Below are 22,436 nucleotides of genomic sequence, written 5' to 3'. Positions count from 1 at the left end.
TTATACGGCTCAGGTGGACAGCAGGTGATCTGCCCGGCGCAATGCCTCCTCTGCCCGCCGGACCACCTCGGCCGCGAGCTCCGGCGGCTGTTCGACGTGCACGTCACCGCCCAGCCCGAGGAGCAGGCGAACCATCCACGACGGGTCGTCGTAGCGCATGAGGACACGCGTGCGGCCGTCGGAGATCTCCGCCGCGTGGTCCACCGGGTAGTACTCCGCCACCCAGTGCGCGTCCGGTTCGAGCAGGAGGACCGCGATCTTCTGGTTGTCCCTCGGCTGGAACAACCCCTCCGATGTGTCGGTGTGCTTGGCGTGCGGCGGTGGCACGCTCGCCTCGTCCAGGACCTCGACCCCGTCGATGCGGTCGAGCCGGAACAACCGCACGCCGAGCGCGGACCGGCACCACGCTTCGAGGTAGCCGCGGCCTTCCAGCAGCAACAGGCGCATCGGATCGACCACACGGTCGCTCATCGCGTCGTGCGACTGCGAGTAGTAACGGATGCGCACGGCCCGTTCGCGCTTCACGGCGTCCTGCACGGCCGCGCGGATCTCGGCGGTCTCCTCGCGCTCGAACGCCGCGAGCCCCACGACCATGCCCGCGGGCTGGGCCTTGCCGACCGCCGACTCGATCTTGGCCAGCGCCCGCTGCACGGCGTCGGTGTCGACGACGCCCGGGGTGTCCGCGAGCGCCCGCAGCGCCACGAGCAGCGACGACGCCTCCGCCGCGGTGAGCCGCAGCGGCCGGTTCATGCCCGCGTCGAAGCTGACGGTGATCGTCTCGCCCTCGAAGCTGAGGTCGATGAGGTCGCCGGGGCCGTAGCCGGGCAGGCCGCACATCCACAGCAGCTCGAGGTCCTTGCGCAGCTGCTTCGGGGTGATCCCGAAGTCGGCGGCGGCCTCCTTGACGGTGATCGCCGGCCGGTTGAGCAGGTACGGCACGAGTGCGAGCAGCCGCGGCAGCCGTTCGTTGGACGCGGTCACCGCGCTCCCTCCAGTGCACCCTGCAGCCGGTCGCGGACGCTCTTGGCGAGCACCTCGGGTTCCAGCACGACGACGTCGGGCCCGAACCCGGCCAGCCACTTGGCCGCCGAGTCGGGGAACTTCAGGTCGATCTCGACGACGTCGCCGCCGTCGCGGTGCTCCACGACCTTCGCGTGCCTGCGCACGCCCTGCGCCCTGCCCTTCGCGACCCAGATCCTGGCCGGCGCCGTCTCGTGCGGGTCGGCCTGGGTGCGGGCGATGAGGCTCATCAGGTCGGTGCCCTCCGGCACGGTGAACGCGCCGGGCCTGCCGACGGTCCTGACCTGCCCGACCACCCGTGACAGGCGGAAGCAGCGGGTGTCGCGGCGTTCGCGGTCCCAGCCGACGAGGTACCACTTGCCACGCCACGCGACCACGCCCCACGGTTCGACCGTGCGCTCCTTCTGCCCGCCCGGCGGTGGCTTGCGGTAGTCGAACGCGACGGCCTGCCCCGCCTGCACCGCCTGCAGCAGCGGCGGGAACGCGGGCTCGTTGGCCCTGACCTTGGGCTCGACGGCCGCGGGCGCGTCCTGGTCGACGTCCACACCGGCCGCGCGCAGCTTGATCAGCGCACCGTGCACGGCACCCGTGAGCTGCGGTGAGTCCCACAGCCGTGCGGCCAGCGCGACGGCGGCGGCCTCGTCGGGTTCGAGGTCGATGTCGCCGAGCTCGTAGTCGCGGCGCGCGATCCGGTAGCCGTCCTCCGCGCCCTCGACGTTCGACTGGCGGCCCACCTCCAGCGGCACGCCCAGGTCCCGCAGCTCGGACTTGTCGCGTTCGAACATGCGGAAGAACGCCTCGTCCGTCGGCGCTTCGTGATAGCCGGGGACGATGGCGCGGATGCGCTCCGCTGTCAGGTACTGGCGGGTCGACAGCAGGCACAGCACCAGGTTGACAAGGCGTTCGGCGCGTGCGATGGCCACGGCAGTAACCCTAACCTCGCACGTGCTGAAACCTAATCACCACCTGTCGTGAACGGTCCGTTCAGCGCACTGCGCGCGTTGACCCGCACGTCACAGCAGTGTGCGCAACTCTCTTACGAGCTCGTCCGGCGCTTCCTCGGCCACGTGGTGCCCGGAGTCGATGGGCCGCACACGGACGTCGTCGGCCCATTCGCTCCAGATGCCCGGCAGGTCGTCGTAGAGGTCGCCCAGGTCGTCCTCGGTCGACCACAGCGCGAGCACCGGGCACGCGATCTTGCGCCCGTTGGCGAGGTCCTCGTCGTCGTGCGCGCGGTCGACCTCCAGCCCGGCCCGGTAGTCGCCGCACATGGCGTGCACGGTGTCGCGGTCGTTGATCGCACGCTGGTAGTCCGCCCAGTTCTCGACCCCCATGGCCGCGGGCGTGTCCCGGTACCGCCCGCCGTACCAGAGGCCGGGGTCCTGGCTGATCATCGCGGCCGCGATGTCCTGCTGCGCGAGGAAGAACCAGTGGTACCAGGCCTGCGCGAACCGCGCGTCGCACCGCGCCAGGTGCGCCCCGACCGGCAGCCCGTCGAGCACCGCGAGCCGCGTGACCCGTTCGGGGTGGTCGAGCGCGAGCCGGATGGCCGCGGCCGCACCCCGGTCGTGCCCGACGACGGCGAACCGCTCGTGGCCGAGCTCGCGCATGAGCCGCACGAAGTCGCGGGCCATCGCCCGCTTCGAGTAGTCGCCGGGCTTGCTGGACTCGCCGTAGCCGCGCAGGTCCGGGCACACCACGGTGTGGTCGGCCGCGAGCTGCGGCGCGACCCGGTGCCACGTCGTGTGCGTGCGAGGGTGGCCGTGCAGCAGGAGGACCGGCGGCCCTGCACCACCGGTCCTCACCCGCAGCACTGCCTCGCCGACATCGATGCGGCGCAACGAGAATCCCTCGAACACGCGCCCTGGTTACCCCACCGCACCGCAAGCGGAAACTAGTTCCGCCCCACCCGTCCCTTCTCCCCCGCGGCCCAGCAGGCCCCGCCGACGCAGTCGACCGTGTCGAAGCTGCCCGCGTCGGCCACCCGCCAGCTCTTCCCGTCCCCGGACACGTCCGTCCCCGACGGACCGACCGCGACGAGCCCGTTGCCCCGGTAGGCGATCCCGGACCGGTACCCGACCGGAGCCGTCGTCCCGGCCTTCCAGCCGCGTCCGTCGTTGGTGGCGAACGCCGGCGTCGGATCCGTCGGCTTGAGGTAGTCGCCGCCGATCGCCACGCCCCGCCACGGCGTCTTGAACGCCACCGCGAACACCCCGGCCGCCTCCCCCGCCGGCAGCGGCACCTCATCCGCTCGCCACGACCGGCCACCGTCGCGCGACTCCAGCACCCGTGCCTGCGCACCGCCGCCGGTGGCGATCCAGGCGTGGTTGCCCGCCGTCGTCACGCACTGCCCGGACGCGGCGAACGCGAACTCGCCCGGCAATGCGTCCGGCATGCCCTTGGGGTCGTTGACGTGCCACGACCGGCCGCCGTCCCACGTCCTGAGGACCCGGAACTTCCCGTCCACCGGGTCGCTCAACGCCAGCCCGCGGAACCGGTCGAAGAACGCCATGCAGTCGTAGAACGCCTTGGGGTCGGTGTTGCGGAACTCCTCCTGCCACGTCTTGCCGCCGTCGCTCGTGCGGTAGATCCGCGACGTCTCCCCTTCACCGATCGACAACGCCACCGCGGTGCGCGCGTCGAAGGCCTCGATGTCGCGGAAGTCCAGCGCGGCGGTGCCCGGCGGCGCGACGGACTCCCACGTCCGCCCGCCGTTCGTGGTGCGCAGGACGGTGCCCTTCGACCCGCTGACCCACGCGACCTGGCCGTTCACGGCGGACAGGCCGCGCAGCCGCGCGTCGGTGCCGGTGGGGGTCAGCTCCCAGTAGGGGTCCGGGGCCGCTGCCGCGACCCCGGGCAGGAGCAGAAAAGCAGCGAGTGCCGCCGCGATGATCCTCATGCGACGGCACTCTGCCAGTTCTCACAACGCTGCTAAAGCGACGAGATGAGCCTTTCCACCCGCTCGTCCACCGCGCGGAACGGGTCCTTGCACAGCACGGTCCGCTGCGCCTGGTCGTTCAGCTTCAGGTGCACCCAGTCCACGGTGAAGTCACGTCCGGCGGCCTGCGCCGCGGCGATGAAGTCGCCGCGCAGCTTCGCGCGGGTGGTCTGCGGCGGGGTGTCCTTCGCGGCCTCGATCTCGCCGTCGTCGGTCACGCGTTCGACCTGGCCCTTGCGCTGGAGCAGGTCGAAGACGCCGCGGCCGCGCCGGATGTCGTGGTAGGCGAGGTCGAGCTGGGCGATGCGGGGGTTGGACAGGTCCATGTCGTGCTTGGCCATGTACCGCTCCATCAGGCGGTTCTTGATGGCCCAGTCGATCTCGCGGTCGATCTTGGAGAGGTCCTGCGACTCGACGGCGTCGAGGGTGCGGCCCCACAGTTCGAGGACGCGCTGCGCCATCGGGTCGGGAGAGCGCTTGGCGACGTGTTCGACGGCCTTCTCGTAGTACTCGCGCTGGATGTCGAGCGCGGAGGCCTCCTTGCCGCCGGCCAGGCGGACGGTGCGGCGGCCGGTCAGGTCGTGGGAGATCTCGCGGATGGCGCGGATCGGGTTGTCCAGGGAGAAGTCGCGGAACTGGACGCCCTGCTCGATCATCTCCAGCACCAGGTTGGCGCTGCCGACCTTGAGCAGCGTGGTGACCTCGGACATGTTCGAGTCGCCGACGATGACGTGCAGGCGCCGGTAGCGCTCGGCGTCGGCGTGCGGCTCGTCGCGGGTGTTGATGATCGGGCGGGACCGCGTGGTCGCGGACGACACGCCCTCCCAGATGTGCTCGGCGCGCTGCGAGAGGCAGTACACGGCGCCGCGCGGGGTCTGCAGGACCTTGCCGGCGCCGCAGATCAGCTGGCGGGTGACCAGGAACGGCAGCAGCACGTCCGCGATGCGGGAGAACTCGCCGGCCCGTGCGACCAGGTAGTTCTCGTGGCAGCCGTAGGAGTTGCCCGCCGAGTCGGTGTTGTTCTTGAACAGGAAGATGTCGCCGCCGATGCCCTCGTCGGCGAGCCTGCGCTCGGCGTCGACGAGCAGGTCCTCGAGGATCCGCTCCCCCGCCTTGTCGTGCGTGACGAGCTGGGCCAGGTCGTCGCACTCGGCCGTGGCGTACTCGGGGTGCGAGCCGACGTCGAGGTAGAGCCGGGAGCCGTTGCGCAGGAAGACGTTGGACGAACGCCCCCAGGACACGACCCGGCGGAACAAGTACCGCGCGACCTCGTCCGGGGACAGTCGACGCTGCCCGTGGAAGGTGCAGGTCACCCCGAACTCTGTCTCAATGCCGAAGATCCGCCGCTGCATCCCTCAACAGTAGGCGACGCGCAGGCGGAGGTGGGTGATCCGTTCGGGCGGCACGCCGGTTGCGGTTTAGTGTCAACAGCGTGTGGAAACGGGTCAGCGCTCTCGACAAGAAGCTCATGAGCTCCTCGGCCGGACTGCCTCCGAGCAGGCTCGACAGGGGTTTGAAGAGGCTTTCCAAAGCCGCGAACCACAGCCTGCTGTGGTTCGTCGTCGCGGGGATCCTGGCCACGGGCAAAGGGCCGCTCCGGCGTGGCGCGTTGCGCGGTCTCGCGGCCATCGCCGGCGCCTCTGCCAGCGCGAACTTGGTCGGGAAGTCACTTTTTCCGCGTCGCAGGCCCGCCGCTGACCTGATCTCGTTCGAACGCCGCCTGGCCAAACGGCCGACGTCGTCGTCCTTTCCTTCCGGGCACTCCGCGTCGGCGGCCGCTTTCGCCACCGCGGTGGCCCTGGAATCGCCCAAAGCAGGCGCGGTGGTGGCTCCGATCGCGGCGGCCGTGGCCTATTCACGCGTCCACACCGGCGTGCATTGGCCGACCGACGTCGTGGCCGGTGCGGCGGTCGGCGTGGGGGCCGCGTACCTGACGCGCCGCTGGTGGCCGCTCGGGATGAACGAGCCCGCGTCGGCCTACGAGCACGCCGACCTGACGTCGTTGCAGGAGGGCGACGGGCTGGTCGTCGTGGTCAACCCGCACTCGGGGGTCGGCCCCGACCCGACGCCGCAGATCACGGAGGAGTGGCCGAAGGCGCGGATCGTGGCGGTCGAGGAGCTCGACGACCTGCCGGACGCCAAGGCGCTGGGCGTGGCCGGGGGCGACGGGACGGTGGCCGCCGTGGCCGCGGTCGCCGCCGAGCGCGACCTGCCGATGGTGCTCATCCCCTCCGGCACGCTCAACCACTTCGCCCGCGACGTGGGCATCACCGGGCTGCACGACACGGCGCAGGCGGTGGCCGACGGCGTGGGCGTGCGGGTCGACCTGGCGCAGGTCAACGGCCAGTGGTTCGTGAACACGGCCTCGCTGGGTGGCTACCCGGACATGGTGCGGATCCGCGAGAAGACGGAGAGGCGCTGGGGCAAGTGGCCCGCGGCGGGCATGGCGCTGTTCCGCGTGCTGCAACGGGCCAAGCCGCTCGACATCACCATCAACGGCGAGGACCACCTCGTCTGGCTGCTGTTCGTGGGCAACGGCCCGTACCGGCCGAAGGGCTTCGCGCCCACGATGCGCCCGCGGCTGGACGACGGGCTGCTCGACGTCCGCTACGTCCGCGCGGACCGGAAGTACTCGCGGACCAGGTTCTTCCTGGGCGCCCTGCTCGGGGCGTTGGAGCACTCGCGCGTGTACAAGCACTTCGAGGTGGCGTCGTTGACCGTCGAGGTGCACGGCGCGCCCATCTCGATCGCGACGGACGGCGAGGTGCGCGAGCGGGCCAACCACTTCGAGTTCCGCTCACGTCCGGCCGCACTGGGCATCTACCGCCCCTGATGTTCGACATTGTCGAACGCCCGCAGGTAGAGTGGGGTGCGTGCCCGGACCCATCCAGTCCATCCAGCGCGCGGCGGAGGTCCTCAAGCTGCTCGCCCACGGCGGCGCGCACCAGCTGAGCGTCGCCGAGATCTCGCGCGCGCTGGACCTCGCGAAACCGACGGTGCACGGCATCCTGCGGACGTTGCACGAGGTCGGGTTCGTCGAGCAGGAGGTCGAGGGCGGCAAGTACCGCCTGGGGGCCGCGCTGTTCCAGATCGGCACCTCCTACCTCGACGGCAACGAGCTGCGCGCCAAGGCGCTGAACTGGTCGGACACGCTGGCGATGCGAGCGCGCGAGGCGGTGCGCATCGGCGTGCCGCACGGCAGGCACGTGCTGGTCGTGCACCACGTGTTCCGCCCGGACAACAGCCGGCAGGCGCTCGACACCGGTGCGTTGCTGCCGTGGCACGCGACGGCGCTGGGCAAGGCGCTGGTGGCCTTCGGCGAGCGGCCGGAGGGCGAGCTGCAGCGGTTCACCCGGCACACGCTGGACGAGGAGGCGCTGTCCGCGGCCCTGGAGCTGGTCCGCGACCGCGACTGGGCCTACGACCTGCACGAACTGGTCGAGGGCGAGGCGTCCGTGGCGGCCCCGATCCGCGACCGGCGCGGGGTGGTCGTCGGCGCGATCGGCGTGTCGGGACCGGTGGAGCGGCTGTGCGAGTCGCCTGACCAGCCACCCCGCCTGGAGCTCGTGTCCTACGTACGTGAGGCAGCTCGCAGCGTGTCCAGGGAGCTGGGTGGCCTCTCCTGGTAGTACTGTGGAAGCGTTCGACAATGTCGAATGGTTCACACAGAGGAGTGTGCAACGTGGCTCACATCGCGGCGATCGACCAGGGCACGACGTCGTCCCGGTGCATCGTGTTCGACCAGTCCGGCGGGATCGTGTCGGTCGCCCAGCGCGAGCACCGGCAGATCTTCCCCAGGCCGGGCTGGGTGGAGCACGACGCGGCCGAGATCTGGGCGAACGTGCAGGCCGTCGTCCGCGACGCCCTCGCGCAGGCCTCCCTCACGCACTCCGACATCGTCGCCTTCGGCATCACGAACCAGCGCGAGACCACGGTCGTCTGGGACAGGGCGACCGGCGAGCCCGTGCACAACGCCGTCGTCTGGCAGGACACCCGCACGGACGCGCTGGTCAAGCGCCTCGGCGACCACGACCGGTTCCGCGAGCGCTCCGGTCTGCCGCCGGCCACCTACTTCTCCGGGCCGAAGCTGCGCTGGCTGCTCGACAACGTCGACGGCCTGCGCGGGAGGGCCGAGCGGGGCGAGGTCCTGTTCGGCACCATGGACACCTGGCTGATCTGGAACCTGACCGGCCACCACGTCACCGACGTGACGAACGCGTCGCGCACCATGCTGATGAACCTGGAGACCCTCGACTGGGACCCGGAGCTCGTCGCCGCGATGGACGTCCCGCGCGCGATGCTCCCGGAGATCCGGTCCTCCTCCGAGGTCTACGGCACCTACGAGGGCGTGCCCGTCGCGTCCGCGCTCGGCGACCAGCAGGCGGCGTTGTTCGGCCAGACCTGCTTCGCGCCCGGCGAGGGCAAGTGCACGTACGGCACGGGCGCGTTCCTGCTGCTCAACACCGGTGACGAGCCGGTGCGCAGCCAGAACGGCCTGCTGACCACGGTCGGCTACAAGATCGGCGCCGAACCGGCCGTGTACGCGCTGGAGGGCGCGGTCGCGGTGACCGGCGCGCTGGTGCAGTGGTTCCGCGACAAGGTCGGGCTGATCTCGTCGGCGGCGGAGATCGAGACGCTGGCGCGCACGGTGGACGACAACGGCGGCGCGTACTTCGTGCCCGCGTTCTCCGGGCTGTTCGCGCCGCACTGGCGTTCCGACGCGCGCGGTGTCATCGCCGGGCTGACGGGCTACATCTCGCGCGGGCACCTCGCACGCGCCGTGCTCGAAGCCTCGGCGTGGCAGACCCGCGAGGTCGTGGACGCGATGAACGCCGACTCCGGCGTGGACCTCACGACGTTGCGGGTCGACGGCGGCATGACGGCGAACAACCTGCTCATGCAGTTCCTCTCGGACGTGCTCGACGTGCCGGTGGTGCGCCCGATCGTCGCGGAGACGACGTGCCTGGGCGCGGCGTACGCGGCCGGTCTGGCCGTCGGCTACTGGAACAGCACCGACGAGCTGAGGGCCAACTGGCACAAGGCGGCCGAATGGGAGCCGTCGATGGAACCGGCGGCGCGGGACCGCGGCTACCGGAAGTGGAAGAAGGCGGTCGAGCGGACCGTCGGGTGGATGGACGAGGACGATGACTGACTCAACACAGCGGGCACGCGCCCGCGAAGAGCTGCAGCACGGCAAGTTCGACGTCGTCGTGATCGGCGGCGGCATCCTGGGCATCGCCACGACGTGGGCCGCGGCCCGCTCCGGCCTGCGCGTCGCCCTGGTGGAGAGCGGCGACTTCGCCGGCGCCACCTCGTCGGCTTCCTCCAAGCTCGTGCACGGCGGCCTGCGCTACCTCGCGATGGGCCCGTCGGCCGTGCCGATGGTGCACGAGAACCACAGGGAACGGCGTGCGCTGGGCGACCACCTCGCCCCGCACCTGGTGCGCCCGCTGCCGTTCCTCGTCCCCGTCTACAAGGGCGGCCCGCACAGCCGGTTCGTGCTGGGTGCGGGCGTCACGCTGTACTCCGCGCTGTCGGGCTTCGGCGACGGCATGGGGAAGGTGCTGTCGGCGCGCAGGGCAGCTGAGTGGGTGCCTGACCTGCGCGCCGACGGTCTGCGCGGCGCGGCGATGTACTACGACCACCAGATGAACGACAGCCGCGTGGCGATCACCGCCGCGCGCGCCGCCGCCGAGGCCGGTGCCGTGCTGCTCAACCACATCTCGGTCGTGGGCCTGCGCAAGACCGGCGCGAAGGTCACCGGTGTGGACCTGCGCGACCCGCTCGGTGAGTTCGGGGTGGACGCGAAGGTCGTCGTGAACGCGACCGGCCCGTGGCTCGACGTGCTGCGGCGCATGGAGGACCCCTCCGCCGACCCGTCGATCCGCCTGTCCAAGGGCTCGCACCTGGTGCTGAGGCAGACGTCGGAGTGGAAGGCCGCGCTGACGATCCCGGTCGACGACGTGCGCGTGTCGTTCGCGATCCCGTGGGAGGGCCACCTCCTGCTCGGCACGACCGACGAGGCCTACGAGGGCGACCCGGCGGCGGTCGCGTGCACCGACGCCGACGTCGACCAGATCCTCGGCGAGGCGGGCACCGCGGTCACGGGCCTGGACCGCTCGCGGATCGCGTACACGTTCGCGGGCCTGCGGGTCCTGCCCGGCGGTCCGGGCGACACCTCGCACGCCAAGCGCGAGACCGTGATCACCGCGGGGTCCGGCGGCATGATCAGCGTGGCCGGCGGCAAGTGGACGACGTTCCGCAAGATCGGCGCGACGGTCCTGGCCCGCGTGAACTCCGAGCTGGGCCGCACCTTCGACGGCCCGCTGGACGGCGTGGCGCTGCCCGGTTCGGCATCACCGGAGACCGTCGGCTCGGTGCTGAACCACGCGTTCGACGCACTGCCCGACGACGTGGTCCGCCACCTCGCCACGCACTACGGCACGACGTCGCACGAGGTCGTCGCGCTCGGCTTGGAGAACCCGGCGCTGCTGGAGCGCGTGCACCCGGACGGCCCGGACATCTGGGCCCAGGTCGAGCACGCCCGCCGCACCGAGTGGGCGACCGAGGTCGACGACGTGCTGCGCCGCCGCACCACCGTGATGGTCCGCGGGCTCGACTCGCCGGAGGTCCGCACGCGGGTGTCGGAGCTGCTCGCCTCCTGAAGTCGCCACGGCGCGTTCCACCCGGCCGTTCGAGTGCCGGGTGGAACGGCCGGCATCACGGCTTGAGCGCGCGCACCACTCTGCGGCAGACGTGGACGCGCTCGAACCGCTGCCGCAGCTCGGCCTCCCGTTCGATCCGGGCGTGCAGGAACGCCCCGGCCGGCACCAGGCCGTGCCGCGCGGTCACCACCGTGCCGACCTCGTCCGCCGACACGTGCACGTGCAGGTACCGGCTCGTCTCGGTGAAACCGTTGCGCGCGAACCACCTCAGCGCGGGTTCGTCCGACCGCGTCCACGCGTCCACCTCGGTGGCACCGCAGCGCACCAGCCGGCGCACCGCCTCGTCGAGCAGCGCGGTCGCGATGCCGCGGCCCCGGTGGTCCGGGTGCACCACGACCAGGTCGATCGTCGCCTCCGCGCCCTGCACCGACACGTCCAGCGCGCCGATGACGACGTTGTCGGAGCACACGACGAGCTCCAGGTCGGCACGTCTGCGCGCCGGCCACACGTCGTCGTAGTAGCTCGTGTCCAGCAGCCCCAGCACACGGCAGCGCAACCACGACGCCTCATCGGCGGGCTCGTAGTCCCGAACGCGCACACCTGGCTTAGTCGCGGGCTTGATAGGCGCCCCCAGCAACCTCACCGCCCCAGGATTCCGGATGCGCGACCCGCGCGCACGTGAGTTTCGAGGTCACCGTTTGCCAGGGACATACCCGGTATGCACACTCGGTACGCATGTCGGTGAAACACGGTCTGCTGGCGTTGCTCGAACGCGGGCCCATGTACGGCTACCAGCTCCGGGCGGCGTTCGACTCCGCCACCGGTGGCACGTGGCCCCTGAACATCGGGCAGGTCTACACGACGTTGTCCCGCCTGGAACGCGACGACCTGGTCGCCGCGCTGCCCGAGAACGACGGCCAGCGGCCGTACGAGCTCACCGCACAGGGCCGCGACGAGGTGCGGCGGTGGTTCAGCGCGCCGGTGCGGCGGGGTGACCGGCCGCGCGACGAGATGGCGATCAAGCTCGCGCTCGCGATCACCACGCCCGGCGTCGACGTGGCCGCGGTCGTCACGACCCAGCGCACCGCGACCACGCGCACGCTGCAGGAGTACACGCGGCTCAAGACGGGGCCGGGCGAGCTGCCGTGGCTGCTGGTGCTCGACGCGATGATCTTCCAGGCCGAAGCGGAGCTGCGCTGGCTCGACCACTGCGAGGCGAGCCTGCTCCGCTACCGGCCCCGGCCCGTGGCCGAGCCGGCGGACGTCGAGGTGCCACGATGAGCGTCCTCGAACTGCGTGACGTCCACCGCGTCCACGGCAGCGGCGAGGCGGCCGTGAACGCGCTCCAGGGCGTGTCGCTCACCGTCGGGCCCGGCGAGCTGGTCGCCGTGACGGGGCCCTCCGGCTCGGGTTGGCCGGGTTGCTGGTGGAGCTGAGCGAGGCTTCGACCGCCTGACAACGAGGGTGTCGGCGACGCAACGCTCGGCTCCAACCCTCGGTAGCACCGCGACGAGCAACGCACGCACCCCGATCTGGGCGCCGTCGCCACTGCACCGCCAGCAGGCGCCACCGCCACCGTCAACCGCGCCCGCACACCCCGCCACACAGCGAGAAGGCCCCCGGCGTCACCGCCGGAGGCCTTCCACACCAAGCGAACCGCGGGGCTACTTCGGCTCGTCGTCCGACGAGGGCAGCTCCACGTCCGTCACGTCCTTGCCGTCCTTGGTCGGCGCCGGCATCAGCTGGTCCAGGGCCGGGCCCGCGATGCGGCGGAAGGCGCGGCGGGGGCGGGCGCGTTCCAGCACCGCCACCTCCAGCTTGGCCGCGGGGAGGACCTCGGCGGCGCCGTTGCCGGTGGACGAGGAGCCCGCCGACAGGGCCTTCACCGCCACGGGGACGGCTTCGGCCAGGGTCAGGCCGTCGGCGAACGACTCCTTCAGCGCCGTGTTGGCGGCGTCGACCGTGCCGCCCATCACGATGTACTGCGGCTCGTCCACGATCGAACCGTCGTAGGTCAACCGGTACAGCGTGTCGGAGTCGGCGGAGTCGCCCACCTCCGCCACGCAGATCTCCACCTCGAAGGGCTTGATCTGCTCGGTGAAGTAGGTGCCGAGGGTCGTCGCGTAGACGTTCGCGAGGGACCGGGACGTCACGTCCCGCGGGTCGTTCTGGTACCCGCGCACGTCAGCGAACCGGATGCCCGCCTGGCGGAGGTTCTCGAACTCGCTGTACCGCCCGACGGCCGCGAAACCGATGCGGTCGTAGATCTCCGAGACCTTGTGCAGCGTGCTGGAGGGGTTCTCCGCGACGAACAGAATGCCGTCCGCGTACTTCAGCACGATGACGCTGCGACCCCTGGCGATGCCCTTGCGGGCGTACTCGGAGCGGTCGCGCATCACCTGCTCTGCCGATGCGTACAGCGGCATCGTCATGGGTGGTGCTCCTGACGTCGAACCTGATGGGGACTCAGCCTGCTGGGCGGGACCGGCGGCCTTCGACGACCGCGTCGGCGATCGTCTGGACCTGCGACTCCGGCACCTCGACGGCACCGTCGACACCGTTGATCGTGACCACGACCGGGTAGAGGCGGCGGACCGGGTCGGGGCCGCCGGTGGCCGAGTCGTCGTCGGCCGCGTCGTAGAGCGCCTCGATGACCACGCGGACAGCGCCGTCGACGTCCGCGTCCGGGTCGTAGAGCTTCTTCAGCGACGACTTCGCGAACAGCGAGCCGGAACCGACCGCCTGGTAGCCCTGCGACTCCTCGTAGCGGCCGCCGGTGACGTCGTAGGACACGATCCGGCCCGCGCGGTCGAGGTCGGTCGACGAGGTGTCGTACCCGGCGAACAGGGGCACCACGGCGAGGCCGGCCATGGCCGCGTCGAGGTTGCCCCTGATCATCGCCGAGAGGCGGTTCGCCTTGCCGTCGAGCGACAGCGGAACGCCTTCGATCTTCTCGTAGTGCCGCAGCTCGACCGTGTACAGCCGCACGATCTCGATCGCGATGCCCGCCGTGCCGGCGATGCCGACGGCGGAGTGGTCGTCGGTGACGAAGACCTTCTTCATGTCGCGCTGGGCGATCACGTTGCCCATCGTCGCGCGCCGGTCACCGGCGATCACGACGCCACCCTTGTAGGTGACGGCGACGATCGTCGTCCCGTGCGGGGCCTGGACGGTCCCCTCCGGGAGCTTCCTGGCGGAAGGCAGCATGTCCGGTGCCTGCGCCCGCAGGAAGTCCGTGAACGACGACGAGCCCGGCGTCAGGTACGCCGAAGGCAGCGCCGCGGCCGGGTAACGCCCGGTCGAGCTGTGGTCCATGTGTTGGTTGTTCTCCCGTCCCCGAGGTGGTCAACAGGCCACGACGGCCTACTGACCGCCCTTCTGCACGTATGCGCGGACGAAGTCCTCCGCGTTCTCCTCCAGCACGTCGTCGATCTCGTCGAGGATCGCGTCCACGTCCTCGCCGAGCTTCTCGCGACGCTCCTGGCCGGCTCCTGCGGCGTCACCGGCGCCGTCGTCGCCGTCGCCACCGCCCTGGCGCTGCTTCTGTTCCTGGGACATCTCGGCCTCCCACTGACTCGCCTGACAAGAACACTACCCAGCGGCACCGACAAAAACTCTCAGCCACTCGGGTAGACGATCACCCGCGGGTCAGTGCATCGACCAGCTGCTCGGCGGTGTCCGAGGCCTCCAGGAGGGCTCCGACGTGCGCTTTCGTCCCGCGCAGCGGTTCGAGCGTCGGAATCCGCACGAGTGATTCGCGACCGAGGTCGAAGATCACCGAGTCCCACGACGCGGCCGCGACCGAGGTCGGGTAGCGCTCCAGGCACCGGCCGCGGAAGTACGCACGCGTGTCCTCCGGCGGCGTCGTGATGGCCGCGCGCACCTCCTCCTCGCTGACCAGGCGCTTCATCGAGCCGCGCGCGACCAGGCGGTTGTAGAGGCCCTTGTCCAGGCGCACGTCCGAGTACTGCAGGTCGACGAGGTTCAGCCGCGCGGAGCCCCAGGCGAGGCCGTCGCGCTGCCGGTAGCCCTCGAGCAGCCGCAGCTTGGCCACCCAGTCGAGCCGGTCCGCGCACAGCGACGGGTCCTTGGCCAGGTCGTTGAGGACCTCGCCCCAGATCCGCAGGACGTCGCGGTCGCCGGTGCCCTCCTTCTCGACGAACGCCGTCGCGCGCTCGAGGTAGGCGAACTGCAGGTCCAGGCCGGTGACCTTGCGGCCGCCGGTCAGCTCGACCTTCGTCTTGAGCGTCGGGTCGTGGCTGATCTGGTGCACCGCGCGCACCGGGTCGACCAGGCGCAGGTCGTCGAACCGCTGCCCGGCCTCGATCATGTCGAGCACCAGCGAGGTGGTGCCGCACTTGAGGTACGTGGAGTACTCGGCGAGGTTCGCGTCGCCGATGATGACGTGCAGGCGCCGGTACTTGTCCGCGTCGGCGTGCGGCTCGTCGCGGGTGTTGATGATGCCGCGCTTGAGCGTGGTCTCCAGGCCGACCTCGACCTCGATGTAGTCGGCGCGCTGGGAGAGCTGGTAGCCGGCCTCCTCGCCGGCGGCACCGATGCCGACGCGCCCGGACCCGGTCACGACCTGGCGCGACACGAAGAACGGCGTGAGGCCCGCGATGACGGCCGTGAACGGCGTCGAGCGCTGCATCAGGTAGTTCTCGTGCGTGCCGTACGACGCGCCCTTGCCGTCGACGTTGTTCTTGTACAGCTGCAGGCGGGGTTGGCCGGGCACGGAGGCGGCCTTGATCGCGGCCTCCTCCATCACCCGCTCTCCCGCCTTGTCCCAGATCACCGCGTCGCGCGCGTTGGTGACCTCGGGCGCGGAGTACTCGGGGTGCGCGTGGTCTACGTAGAGCCGCGCACCGTTGGTGAGGATGACGTTCGCCGCGCCCAGGTCCTCGACGTCGGAGTCGGCCGGGTGGCCGCCCGGCGAGCCCAGGTCGAACCCGCGGGCGTCGCGCAGCGGCGACTCCACCTCGTAGTCCCAGCGCGCGCGCCTGGACCGCGGTATGTCCGCCGCCGCCGCGTACGCGAGCACCACCTGTGTCGAAGTGAGCACCGGGTTCGCGGTCGCGTCTCCCGGCACCGCGATGCCGTACTCGACCTCGGTTCCCATGATCCGCCGCATGCGCAACACCTTATGACCTGATCCCCGGCAACAGCGTGAGGGGAGCTTCGCGTTGAAGCTCCCCCCAGCCTATTCACCCGGACGCCAATCCGGCGGCAGGCCGGATCCGCGAAGCGCCCCTGGACGGTCCGAACGCGGCCACGACGGCGAGCACGACTACCGCCAGCGCGCCGATGACCAGCGGCAACACCACGGACGCGGTCGGCAGGACGAGGGGAATCCCGATGGCCAGGATCGCGATCACCGCGTACCCGAACCCGAGCACACCCCCTCCGACGACTCCGACGAGGGCCAGCACGACCGCTTCGGCGATCACCCCGCCCTGCAGTCCGCCGCGAGTGACGCCCAAGGCGCGCCGCAGTGCGAGCTCCTTGCGGCGCTCCTGGACGGAGATCGTGAGCGCGGTGCCGATGCCCGTCACGGCGACCGCCACGGACAGCCCGAGCAGCACCATCATCAGCACCGTGCCGAGGTGCATGTACCGGTCGGCCTCCGCGCGCTCGTCGGCGTCGGTCTGCACGATGACGGTCGGGTGGTCCGGCAGCGCGGCCTGCAGACCCGCCCGGAACTGCGCGGGGTCGGTGCCCGGCCGCAGCGCGACCAGCACCTTCTCCGCCGGTCCCGAGGTCAGGCCGCCGAGGACGGGCGTGTACCCGGTGAGCGTGCCGGGAACGGTCCCGACCACCTCGTAGCGCTTGCCGCCGGACTCGACGAACGGCCGGTCCTCCCAGTGCGGCGGCACGATCGCGGTGCCCGCGGTGAACCGCTCGGCACCGGGCACGTTCTGCGCCTTCAGCCACGCCTTGAACTCCTCCGGGTCGGCGCCGGACCCGTTCTCGGCCTTGTGCAGCACGACGTCGGCGGCCACGCCGTCCTGCGCGGGGATCGCCGGCAGCGGCCGCTCCCCCGCGTCGACCACGGTGGCGTCCGGCCGTTCCTCGTTGGCGAACGAGTAGGTCATCTCCTGCGCGGTGCCCAGCAGGACCAGGAAGAACGTCACCATCGAACTGGCCAGCAGCAACGGCAGCGCCACCGACGCCGACCGCTGCGGCATCCTGCGCACCTCGGCCCCGGCGAGCTTCCACTGCGTCCACCGCGCACCGCCGGCCTTGCCGAACAGTCGCGCGATGAACGGCACCGTGACCGGCCCGAGGATCCAGAACAGGCCCGTCACCGCGGCGATCGCGGAGAACGTGACGGCGAGGGGCGCCGCGGCCGTGCCCTTGGCCGCGATGGCCGCCAGCGCGAGGAACGCGGCACCACCGGTGAACAGAAGACCGAACACGAGCCGAAGCCGGCGCACGGACCGTGTCGGCATCTCGTTGTCGGCGTCGCGCAACGCGGCGAGGGGCGACACGCGGGCGGCGTTGATCGCGGGGCGGACGGCGGCGGCGACCGAGAGCACGGCGGCGACGACGACCCCGAGGACCACGTACCCGAGCGACGGCAGCAGCTCCGGGCTGAGCTCGACCGCGCCGAACAGCACGGAGATGCCGGTGACGTCGAACGTCCGCGCGAGCACCCACGCCATCGGCCCGCCCAGCAGCGCACCGCCGATGCCGGCCACCGCACCCGTCAGCAGCGCCTCGACCAGGCTCCTGCGCACCAGTGGCCCGCGCTGGGCGCCGATGCACCGCAGCAACGCCGTCTGCCGCTGGCGTTGCGCGTAGACCGCGCGGAACGTGGCGGCGGCGACGAACACGGCCGTCGCGAGGGCCAGGACGCTGAACGGCAGCAGGATGAACGTCAGGTCGTTGCCGATCTTGTCGGCGTCGGGTTCCGGGTCCCACACGGCGTAGGAGGCTCCGGCGGCGGTCTTGACCGCGTCGCGCGCCCCGCCGATGACCCACACCTGCTTGGTCAACGGCTGCGGGTCGAGCTCGCGCGCGAGGTCGGGACCAGCGACCAGGACGGGCCGCGCGTCGATCCCGCCCTTCTTCAGGACACCGCTGACGGTGACCTGCAGCGGTGTGCCGTCGGCGGCGGCCAGCGAGACCTCGTCACCGGGCTTCAGACCGCGCTCGTAGGCGGTGATCTTGTCGACGGCGACCTCGCCGCCGGCGGCGGGCTGCCTCCCCTCCGCCAGCGGCCAGCGCACCAGGTCCGGTTGCTGGACGTGCACCTCGGCGCGGTGCTGCCCGGCGCGGCCGTTCGCGTCCAGCAGGTCGGCCTGCGCCACCTGCACGGGGACCGCCCTGCCGACGGCGGAGAGCTTGGTCAGCAGGGCGTCGTCGAGCTTCGGGCGGTCCGCCTCGGCGACCGGGGTGGCGTCGTAGGGCTGCTGCCTGACCTCGACCACGTGCCCTACCGAGGACGGTGTGCCGGGTGCCCCCTCGTCGACCGACCTGGTGAGCGCGTCGCTCAGCACCAGGGCGGCCAGCAGGCAGGCCACGCCGACGACGAGCGCGACTCCGGGCAGCAGCGCGCGGCCCGGCCGGGCGCGGAACTCGGCGACGCCGAGCCGCAGGGAAGTGGACACGGATCCTCCTCGGTGACGTCTGACGGTCACGAAGGTAGGAAGGGGGCCGATCAGCGGGCGTCGGACTGCGGTAGCAAGCTGGCGTACGACCACAGGAGGACACGGGGATGATCACCCTCTACGACGAGGACGCCAACCCGGTCGGGGAGGTCTCCCGCGCGCGGATGCGGGCGGAGAACCTCTGGCACGGCTGCGTCCTGATCTTCGTCCGCTCGCTCGACGGCTCCCGCGTGTACGTGCACCGCCGCACCGACACCAAGGACATCTTCCCCGGCCTGTACGACTGCTCGGCCGGCGGCGTGATCGACGCGGGCGAGGCGCCCGGCCCGGCCGCGGAACGCGAGCTCGCCGAGGAGCTCGGCGTCTCCGGCGTGCCGCTGAAGGAGCTCTTCCGCACCCGGTACGTCGACGACCGGACGCGCTACCACGCGTGGGTGTACGAGGTGAGCACCGACGGGCCGTTCACCCACCAGCCGGAGGAGGTGGCGTCGGGCGGGTGGATGGACCTCGGCGAGCTGCGCCGCAGGATCGACGACCCGGACTGGCCGCTGGTGCCCGACGCGCGGGCGATCAGCCGGGAGTGGCTGCGGACGCTAGTGCCAGGGGAGGGCTGAGCGGGTCGCCCAGTACTGCTCGGCCGGTTCGGACAGGTCGGGCAGCACGACCTCCACGGACATGGCCCTGGCGTTGGAGCGCAGCTGCTCGGGGCTCGCCGCGCCGGACAGCACCACGTCCACCCACGGCTGCTGGGCGACCGCGGCCAGCGCTACGGCGTCCGTGCCGATGCCGAGCTCCTTCGCCTGCGCGACAACGGGTCCGGGTGCCTGCACGGCGAGCCGGCCGTTGGCCATGCCCTCCTTGATGACGACCTTGAGCCCGGCGGCGTGCGCTTCGCCCAGAGCGGCCGCCGCCGAGGTCTCCAGCACGTTCCAGGTGGACTGGACGGACGTGAAGATGCCGAGGTCGAGCGCTTTGCGGATGGCCTCGGCCTGGTTCGGTCCCGACGTGGAGAACCCGAGCGGGACACCGGTCGCGACCATCGCCTCCTGCAACGCCCGGTCGTCGAACAACGGGCTGTCGGCGGTCAGCGAGTGCACCTGGTAGAGGTCCACACGCGACAGCAGCGCGCGGGTCTCCTGCCACTGCTGGGAGAAGCGGGCGAGCGAGTGCTCCTTGACCTCGTGCACCTCGGCGTCGGCCCGCCAGTCCGCGGTGTAGGCATAGCCCCACTTGCTGGAGACGGTCACGTCGTCGTGGCCGGGCAGCCACTCGCTCAGGAACTGCTCGGACAGGCCGTAGGAGCGGGCCGCGTCGACCCACCTGATGCCGATCTCGTACGCCGCGTCGAGCACGAGGTGGCACTGCGCTCGCATGGCGTCCACGTCCCGCACCCGCGGCAGAGCGTCCTCACGACCGATGTTGATGTAGGCGGGACGACCGAGGGACGCGAGACCGAGTGCCAGCTGTGCCATGCCGACTACCGTAAAACGACCCCTGTCACGGCGAACGGCGGCCCCTGGGGACCGCCGTTCACCTGACCCGCCGGGGTCGGTCGAGCTCCGCCGATCAGAAGTCGTCGGCCGTGCGGAGGTGGTTGCGCACCCACTTGCCGGAGTCCTTCAGCGGCCCCTCACCGGAGAAGCCGCTGCCCGAGCACGTGCCGCTCTTGAACACCGCGCCCGTGCGGTGGTCGTCGGAGAAGTTCCAGTTCGTCCAGGAGATCTTGGCCTCCTTCATGAACGCGATGAACTTGTTCGCCATGGTGAAGTCGTTGGGACCGTCACCGGAGGCCTCCTGCGAACCGAACTCGGTGACGAAGACCGGCACCTGGCTCGAGACCGTGCGCAACGCGTTGAGGTACGAGTCGCGGTGGTCCTTCGCGTAGAAGTGGAAGGTGTACATCAGGTTCGAGGCGTTGACCTTGTTGCGGCTGACCTCGTTGACGTCGCGGCCGTCGGACAGGCCGAACGTCGACCAGCCGTGCGTGCCCACGAGCACGAGGCTGTCCGGGTCCTCCGCGCGGATCGTCGGGATGACGGCCTCCGCGTAGGACTTCACCCGCGACCACGTGACGCCGTTCGGCTCGTTCGCGATGTCGTAGATGATGTTCGTCTTGTCCTTGTGGCGCTGGGCGATCTCCTTGAAGAACGTCTTGGCGCGCGCGGTGTTGTGGTTCGGGTCGCCCGGCGAGAGCTGGTGCCAGTCGACCAGCGCGTAGAGGCCGCGCTTGGTGGCCTCCTCGATGTAGCCGTGCACCAGGTCGGTGAACTTCCGGGGGTTCGACTCGTAGCCGCCCTCCTGGACGTACATCGAGATGCGGAGGACGTCGGCCTTCCAGTCGTTGGCGAGCGCGTCCAGCGACGCGGTCTTGACGCACTGGGAGTACCACTGGATGCCGTGCGTGCTCATGCCGCGCAACTGGATCTGCTTGCCGTTCTTGTTGCACAGCTTGACGCCGCACACCTTCAGCTGGCCGTTGACCGCCGCGGGCGACCCCGCGGGCAGCGCGGCGGCGGAAACGTCGGCGGCGGCCGAACTGCCCGCCGTCACACCGGTCAGGGGGAGCACGACTGCCGCGGCGAGCGCCACCACAGACTTCTGCCAAGCCATTCAGCGTCTCCTCTCGGACGGGCGGCGATTAGTTAGGTAAGTTTCCTTACCGATTAAAGGTATAGATGACCTTAAAGCCGCCCCAAGAGTGCGTCAAGCATCTTGTCGCAGAAGAGTCACAGTTCCGGTACCGAGAGTCACCAGTGCGTAAAGCACCAAAACTGCGACGGCGGCCGGCGCACTCAGCGGCGCGTCCTCGACGACACCCGCCACCTCCCACACCAGGTACGGCACCATCACCGCCGAGGCGTCGACGTTCCACGGCGGCGGCAGCATCGGCGTGATCGCGGGAATGCCCCAGAGCAGCACGCCGACGACCACGACCGCGACGGCCGTGGACCGCACGGCGAGTCCCAGACCGAGGCCGACCAGCCCCGTGACCAGGATCGACAGCACCGCCGCGCCCGTCCACGGCAGCACGTCGCCGAGGTCCTCCCACGGCGCGATCGGCGGCGGCCGGTCCCCCATGAACAACCGGCTGCTGCCGATGCTCAGCGCGAGCGCCGCGGTGCCGAGGACCACGGCCGCGGTGGCGACGAGGGCGGTCTTGGCGGCCAGCAGGCGCTTCCGGTCCGGCACGGCGGTCAGCGCGGTGAGCCGCGGGTCGGACGTCGCGACCAGGGCGCCGAGCGCGGCGACCAGGAACTGCGCGACCGGCGTGATCACCACGCTGCTGTCGGCGGAGGCGAACTTCGCCTGTTCCACGGCCGGCGAGGCGTCGTAGTCCTGCACGATCAGCCACGACAGCACCGCCCCCGCGGCCAGCACCAGACCGAGCGCGATGACCAGCCCGTGCGACGACCTGACCGTCCGGAGCTTGATCCACTCGGCGGCGAACGCGTTCCTCACAGGCCCCTCCCGGAGGTGAGGTCGAGGTAGGCGTCCTCCAGCGAACCGTTGCGGGTCAACGCCTCCATCGGTGTCTCCGCGACCAGCCGTCCTCGTGCGACGATCACGACGTGGTCGGCGGTCAGCGCCATCTCGCTCATCAGGTGGCTGGAGACGAAGACCGTGCGGCCCTGCTCCGCGAGCGACCGCATGAGCTCGCGGATCCACCGCACGCCCTCGGGGTCGAGGCCGTTGACCGGCTCGTCGAACATCAGGACCTGCGGGTCGCCCAGCAACGCCGCCGCGACGCCGAGCCGTTGCTTCATGCCGAGCGACAGCGCCCGGATCCGCCTGTGCCGCACGCCGCCAAGGCCGACCTGCTCGACCAGCTCCTCGGCGCGGCGGTGGGGAATGCCGTTGCTCGCGGCGATCCAGCGCAGGTGGTCGAGCGCCCTGCGGCCGTGGTGGACCGCGGCCGGGTCGAGCAGCACGCCGACGTGCCGCAGCGGCTGGTCCAGCTCCGCGTACCTCCTGCCGCAGACCAGCGCCTCGCCCCTCGTGGGCCGGTCCAGGCCGACGACCATGCGCATGGCCGTGGACTTGCCGGCGCCGTTCGGGCCGAGGAAGCCCGTCACCAGTCCCGGCCGGACGGTGAACGACAGGTCGTCGACCGCCGTGGTGCCGCCGTATCTCTTCGTCAGGTTCCGCACCTCGATCATGCGGAGAAGAGTCGGCGGTCGCGCGCTCCACCGGATCGGACCGTGC

Annotated in this window: 21 protein-coding genes and 1 pseudogene; 7 read left to right on the top strand and 15 right to left on the bottom strand. The window is 71.1% G+C overall.

Features of this window, described 5'->3' with window-relative positions:
* Positions 1-9: 9 nt before the first annotated feature.
* From AB0A63_RS09125 to pafA, 5 genes are all read right to left on the bottom strand, one after another.
* The gene (locus AB0A63_RS09125; protein WP_360387349.1) at positions 10-981 is read right to left on the bottom strand and encodes a YafY family protein; all 972 of its coding nucleotides are present in this window, start codon (positions 979-981) and stop codon (positions 10-12) included.
* Positions 978-1,943 carry a WYL domain-containing protein gene (locus AB0A63_RS09120; protein WP_360387347.1) on the bottom strand — a complete coding sequence of 322 codons (966 nt, stop codon included), beginning with the start codon at positions 1,941-1,943 and terminating at the stop codon, positions 978-980. Before AB0A63_RS09120 ends, AB0A63_RS09125 begins: the two co-directional genes overlap by 4 nt.
* 90 nt (positions 1,944-2,033) lie before the next feature.
* The gene (locus AB0A63_RS09115; protein WP_360387344.1) at positions 2,034-2,879 is read right to left on the bottom strand and encodes an alpha/beta hydrolase; all 846 of its coding nucleotides are present in this window, start codon (positions 2,877-2,879) and stop codon (positions 2,034-2,036) included.
* A gap of 35 nt (positions 2,880-2,914) precedes the next feature.
* Positions 2,915-3,919 carry an oxidoreductase gene (locus AB0A63_RS09110; protein ID WP_360387342.1) on the bottom strand — a complete coding sequence of 335 codons (1,005 nt, stop codon included), beginning with the start codon at positions 3,917-3,919 and terminating at the stop codon, positions 2,915-2,917.
* Positions 3,920-3,951: 32 nt separating this feature from the next.
* A complete protein-coding gene (gene pafA / locus AB0A63_RS09105; protein WP_089955448.1) occupies positions 3,952-5,310 on the bottom strand; it encodes a Pup--protein ligase in 1,359 nt (452 codons plus the stop codon).
* A gap of 116 nt (positions 5,311-5,426) precedes the next feature.
* Here pafA and AB0A63_RS09100 point away from each other — a divergent pair, with 116 nt between their 5' ends.
* From AB0A63_RS09100 to AB0A63_RS09085, 4 genes are read left to right on the top strand one after another with little or no spacing between them, the layout of a single operon-like run.
* Entirely contained in the window at positions 5,427-6,791 is a 1,365-nt protein-coding gene (locus AB0A63_RS09100) for a phosphatase PAP2 family protein (protein ID WP_360388359.1), read from the top strand.
* A gap of 40 nt (positions 6,792-6,831) precedes the next feature.
* The gene (locus AB0A63_RS09095) at positions 6,832-7,587 is read left to right on the top strand and encodes an IclR family transcriptional regulator (protein ID WP_360387339.1); all 756 of its coding nucleotides are present in this window, start codon (positions 6,832-6,834) and stop codon (positions 7,585-7,587) included.
* A gap of 53 nt (positions 7,588-7,640) precedes the next feature.
* Positions 7,641-9,110 carry a glycerol kinase GlpK gene (gene glpK / locus AB0A63_RS09090; RefSeq protein WP_360387337.1) on the top strand — a complete coding sequence of 490 codons (1,470 nt, stop codon included), beginning with the start codon at positions 7,641-7,643 and terminating at the stop codon, positions 9,108-9,110.
* Positions 9,103-10,623, top strand: coding sequence for a glycerol-3-phosphate dehydrogenase/oxidase (locus tag AB0A63_RS09085; RefSeq protein WP_360387334.1), 1,521 nt, complete (start codon positions 9,103-9,105; stop codon positions 10,621-10,623). The genes glpK and AB0A63_RS09085 overlap by 8 nt, the downstream gene beginning before the upstream one ends.
* A 55-nt stretch (positions 10,624-10,678) precedes the next feature.
* Here the strand turns inward: AB0A63_RS09085 and AB0A63_RS09080 are convergent, their stop codons facing one another.
* Positions 10,679-11,221, bottom strand: coding sequence for a GNAT family N-acetyltransferase (locus tag AB0A63_RS09080; protein WP_360387331.1), 543 nt, complete (start codon positions 11,219-11,221; stop codon positions 10,679-10,681).
* 137 nt (positions 11,222-11,358) lie between these two features.
* On the opposite strand from AB0A63_RS09080, the gene AB0A63_RS09075 reads away from it, so the two are divergent.
* A complete protein-coding gene (locus AB0A63_RS09075; RefSeq protein WP_360387328.1) occupies positions 11,359-11,904 on the top strand; it encodes a PadR family transcriptional regulator in 546 nt (181 codons plus the stop codon).
* Positions 11,901-12,059: a hypothetical protein gene (locus AB0A63_RS09070; protein ID WP_360387326.1), complete on the top strand. Its 159-nt coding sequence runs from the start codon at positions 11,901-11,903 to the stop codon at positions 12,057-12,059. The genes AB0A63_RS09075 and AB0A63_RS09070 overlap by 4 nt, the downstream gene beginning before the upstream one ends.
* A gap of 228 nt (positions 12,060-12,287) precedes the next feature.
* Here the strand turns inward: AB0A63_RS09070 and prcA are convergent, their stop codons facing one another.
* The 5 genes from prcA to AB0A63_RS09045 all read right to left on the bottom strand — a co-directional run bounded on the left by prcA (position 12,288) and on the right by AB0A63_RS09045 (position 18,233).
* A complete protein-coding gene (gene prcA / locus AB0A63_RS09065) occupies positions 12,288-13,055 on the bottom strand; it encodes a proteasome subunit alpha (RefSeq protein WP_360387324.1) in 768 nt (255 codons plus the stop codon).
* A gap of 34 nt (positions 13,056-13,089) precedes the next feature.
* Positions 13,090-13,938 carry a proteasome subunit beta gene (prcB, locus tag AB0A63_RS09060; RefSeq protein WP_360387321.1) on the bottom strand — a complete coding sequence of 283 codons (849 nt, stop codon included), beginning with the start codon at positions 13,936-13,938 and terminating at the stop codon, positions 13,090-13,092.
* A 48-nt stretch (positions 13,939-13,986) separates the two neighbouring features.
* Positions 13,987-14,181, bottom strand: coding sequence for a ubiquitin-like protein Pup (locus AB0A63_RS09055; RefSeq protein WP_360387319.1), 195 nt, complete (start codon positions 14,179-14,181; stop codon positions 13,987-13,989).
* Between the two features lie 79 nt (positions 14,182-14,260).
* Entirely contained in the window at positions 14,261-15,754 is a 1,494-nt protein-coding gene (gene dop, locus AB0A63_RS09050) for a depupylase/deamidase Dop (RefSeq protein ID WP_360387317.1), read from the bottom strand.
* A 73-nt stretch (positions 15,755-15,827) separates the two neighbouring features.
* Positions 15,828-18,233, bottom strand: coding sequence for an FtsX-like permease family protein (locus AB0A63_RS09045; protein WP_360387314.1), 2,406 nt, complete (start codon positions 18,231-18,233; stop codon positions 15,828-15,830).
* 107 nt (positions 18,234-18,340) lie between these two features.
* Here AB0A63_RS09045 and AB0A63_RS09040 point away from each other — a divergent pair, with 107 nt between their 5' ends.
* A complete protein-coding gene (locus AB0A63_RS09040; protein ID WP_360387311.1) occupies positions 18,341-18,847 on the top strand; it encodes an NUDIX domain-containing protein in 507 nt (168 codons plus the stop codon).
* Here the strand turns inward: AB0A63_RS09040 and AB0A63_RS09035 are convergent.
* From AB0A63_RS09035 to AB0A63_RS09020, 4 genes and pseudogenes are all read right to left on the bottom strand, one after another.
* Complete coding sequence (locus AB0A63_RS09035) at positions 18,827-19,705, bottom strand: aldo/keto reductase (protein ID WP_360387309.1); 879 nt, start codon at positions 19,703-19,705, stop codon at positions 18,827-18,829. The two genes, AB0A63_RS09040 and AB0A63_RS09035, sit on opposite strands and share 21 nt — an antisense overlap.
* Before the next feature lie 94 nt (positions 19,706-19,799).
* On the bottom strand, positions 19,800-20,843 hold the full coding sequence (locus AB0A63_RS09030) for a glycoside hydrolase family 5 protein (RefSeq protein WP_360387307.1): 1,044 nt from the start codon (positions 20,841-20,843) through the stop codon (positions 19,800-19,802).
* A gap of 93 nt (positions 20,844-20,936) precedes the next feature.
* On the bottom strand, positions 20,937-21,692 hold the full coding sequence (locus tag AB0A63_RS09025; RefSeq protein ID WP_360387305.1) for an ABC transporter permease: 756 nt from the start codon (positions 21,690-21,692) through the stop codon (positions 20,937-20,939).
* 65 nt (positions 21,693-21,757) lie between these two features.
* Positions 21,758-22,390: pseudogene (locus tag AB0A63_RS09020) on the bottom strand (ATP-binding cassette domain-containing protein); the annotation flags it as partial.
* Between the last annotated feature and the right edge of the window lie 46 nt (positions 22,391-22,436).

The sequence above is a fragment of the Lentzea sp. NPDC042327 genome, assembly GCF_040647275.1.
Taxonomy (GTDB): Bacteria; Actinomycetota; Actinomycetes; order Mycobacteriales; family Pseudonocardiaceae; genus Lentzea.
Note: the sequence above shows the minus strand (reverse complement) of the source record. Positions and strands in the feature narration are given on the sequence as shown.

Excerpts from the sequence above, each read along its gene's own strand:
- AB0A63_RS09110 (WP_360387342.1), bottom strand. The coding sequence starts at position 3,919 with ATGAGGATCATCGCGGCGGCACTCGCTGCTTTTCTGCTCCTGCCCGGG.
- prcB (WP_360387321.1), bottom strand. The coding sequence starts at position 13,938 with ATGGACCACAGCTCGACCGGGCGTTACCCGGCCGCGGCGCTGCCTTCG.
- AB0A63_RS09100 (WP_360388359.1), top strand. The coding sequence starts at position 5,427 with ATGAGCTCCTCGGCCGGACTGCCTCCGAGCAGGCTCGACAGGGGTTTG.
- AB0A63_RS09085 (WP_360387334.1), top strand. The coding sequence starts at position 9,103 with ATGACTGACTCAACACAGCGGGCACGCGCCCGCGAAGAGCTGCAGCAC.
- AB0A63_RS09070 (WP_360387326.1), top strand. The coding sequence starts at position 11,901 with ATGAGCGTCCTCGAACTGCGTGACGTCCACCGCGTCCACGGCAGCGGC.
- AB0A63_RS09055 (WP_360387319.1), bottom strand. The coding sequence starts at position 14,181 with ATGTCCCAGGAACAGAAGCAGCGCCAGGGCGGTGGCGACGGCGACGAC.
- AB0A63_RS09035 (WP_360387309.1), bottom strand. The coding sequence starts at position 19,705 with ATGGCACAGCTGGCACTCGGTCTCGCGTCCCTCGGTCGTCCCGCCTAC.
- prcA (WP_360387324.1), bottom strand. The coding sequence starts at position 13,055 with ATGACGATGCCGCTGTACGCATCGGCAGAGCAGGTGATGCGCGACCGC.
- pafA (WP_089955448.1), bottom strand. The coding sequence starts at position 5,310 with ATGCAGCGGCGGATCTTCGGCATTGAGACAGAGTTCGGGGTGACCTGC.
- AB0A63_RS09030 (WP_360387307.1), bottom strand. The coding sequence starts at position 20,843 with ATGGCTTGGCAGAAGTCTGTGGTGGCGCTCGCCGCGGCAGTCGTGCTC.
- AB0A63_RS09040 (WP_360387311.1), top strand. The coding sequence starts at position 18,341 with ATGATCACCCTCTACGACGAGGACGCCAACCCGGTCGGGGAGGTCTCC.
- AB0A63_RS09075 (WP_360387328.1), top strand. The coding sequence starts at position 11,359 with ATGTCGGTGAAACACGGTCTGCTGGCGTTGCTCGAACGCGGGCCCATG.
- dop (WP_360387317.1), bottom strand. The coding sequence starts at position 15,754 with ATGCGGCGGATCATGGGAACCGAGGTCGAGTACGGCATCGCGGTGCCG.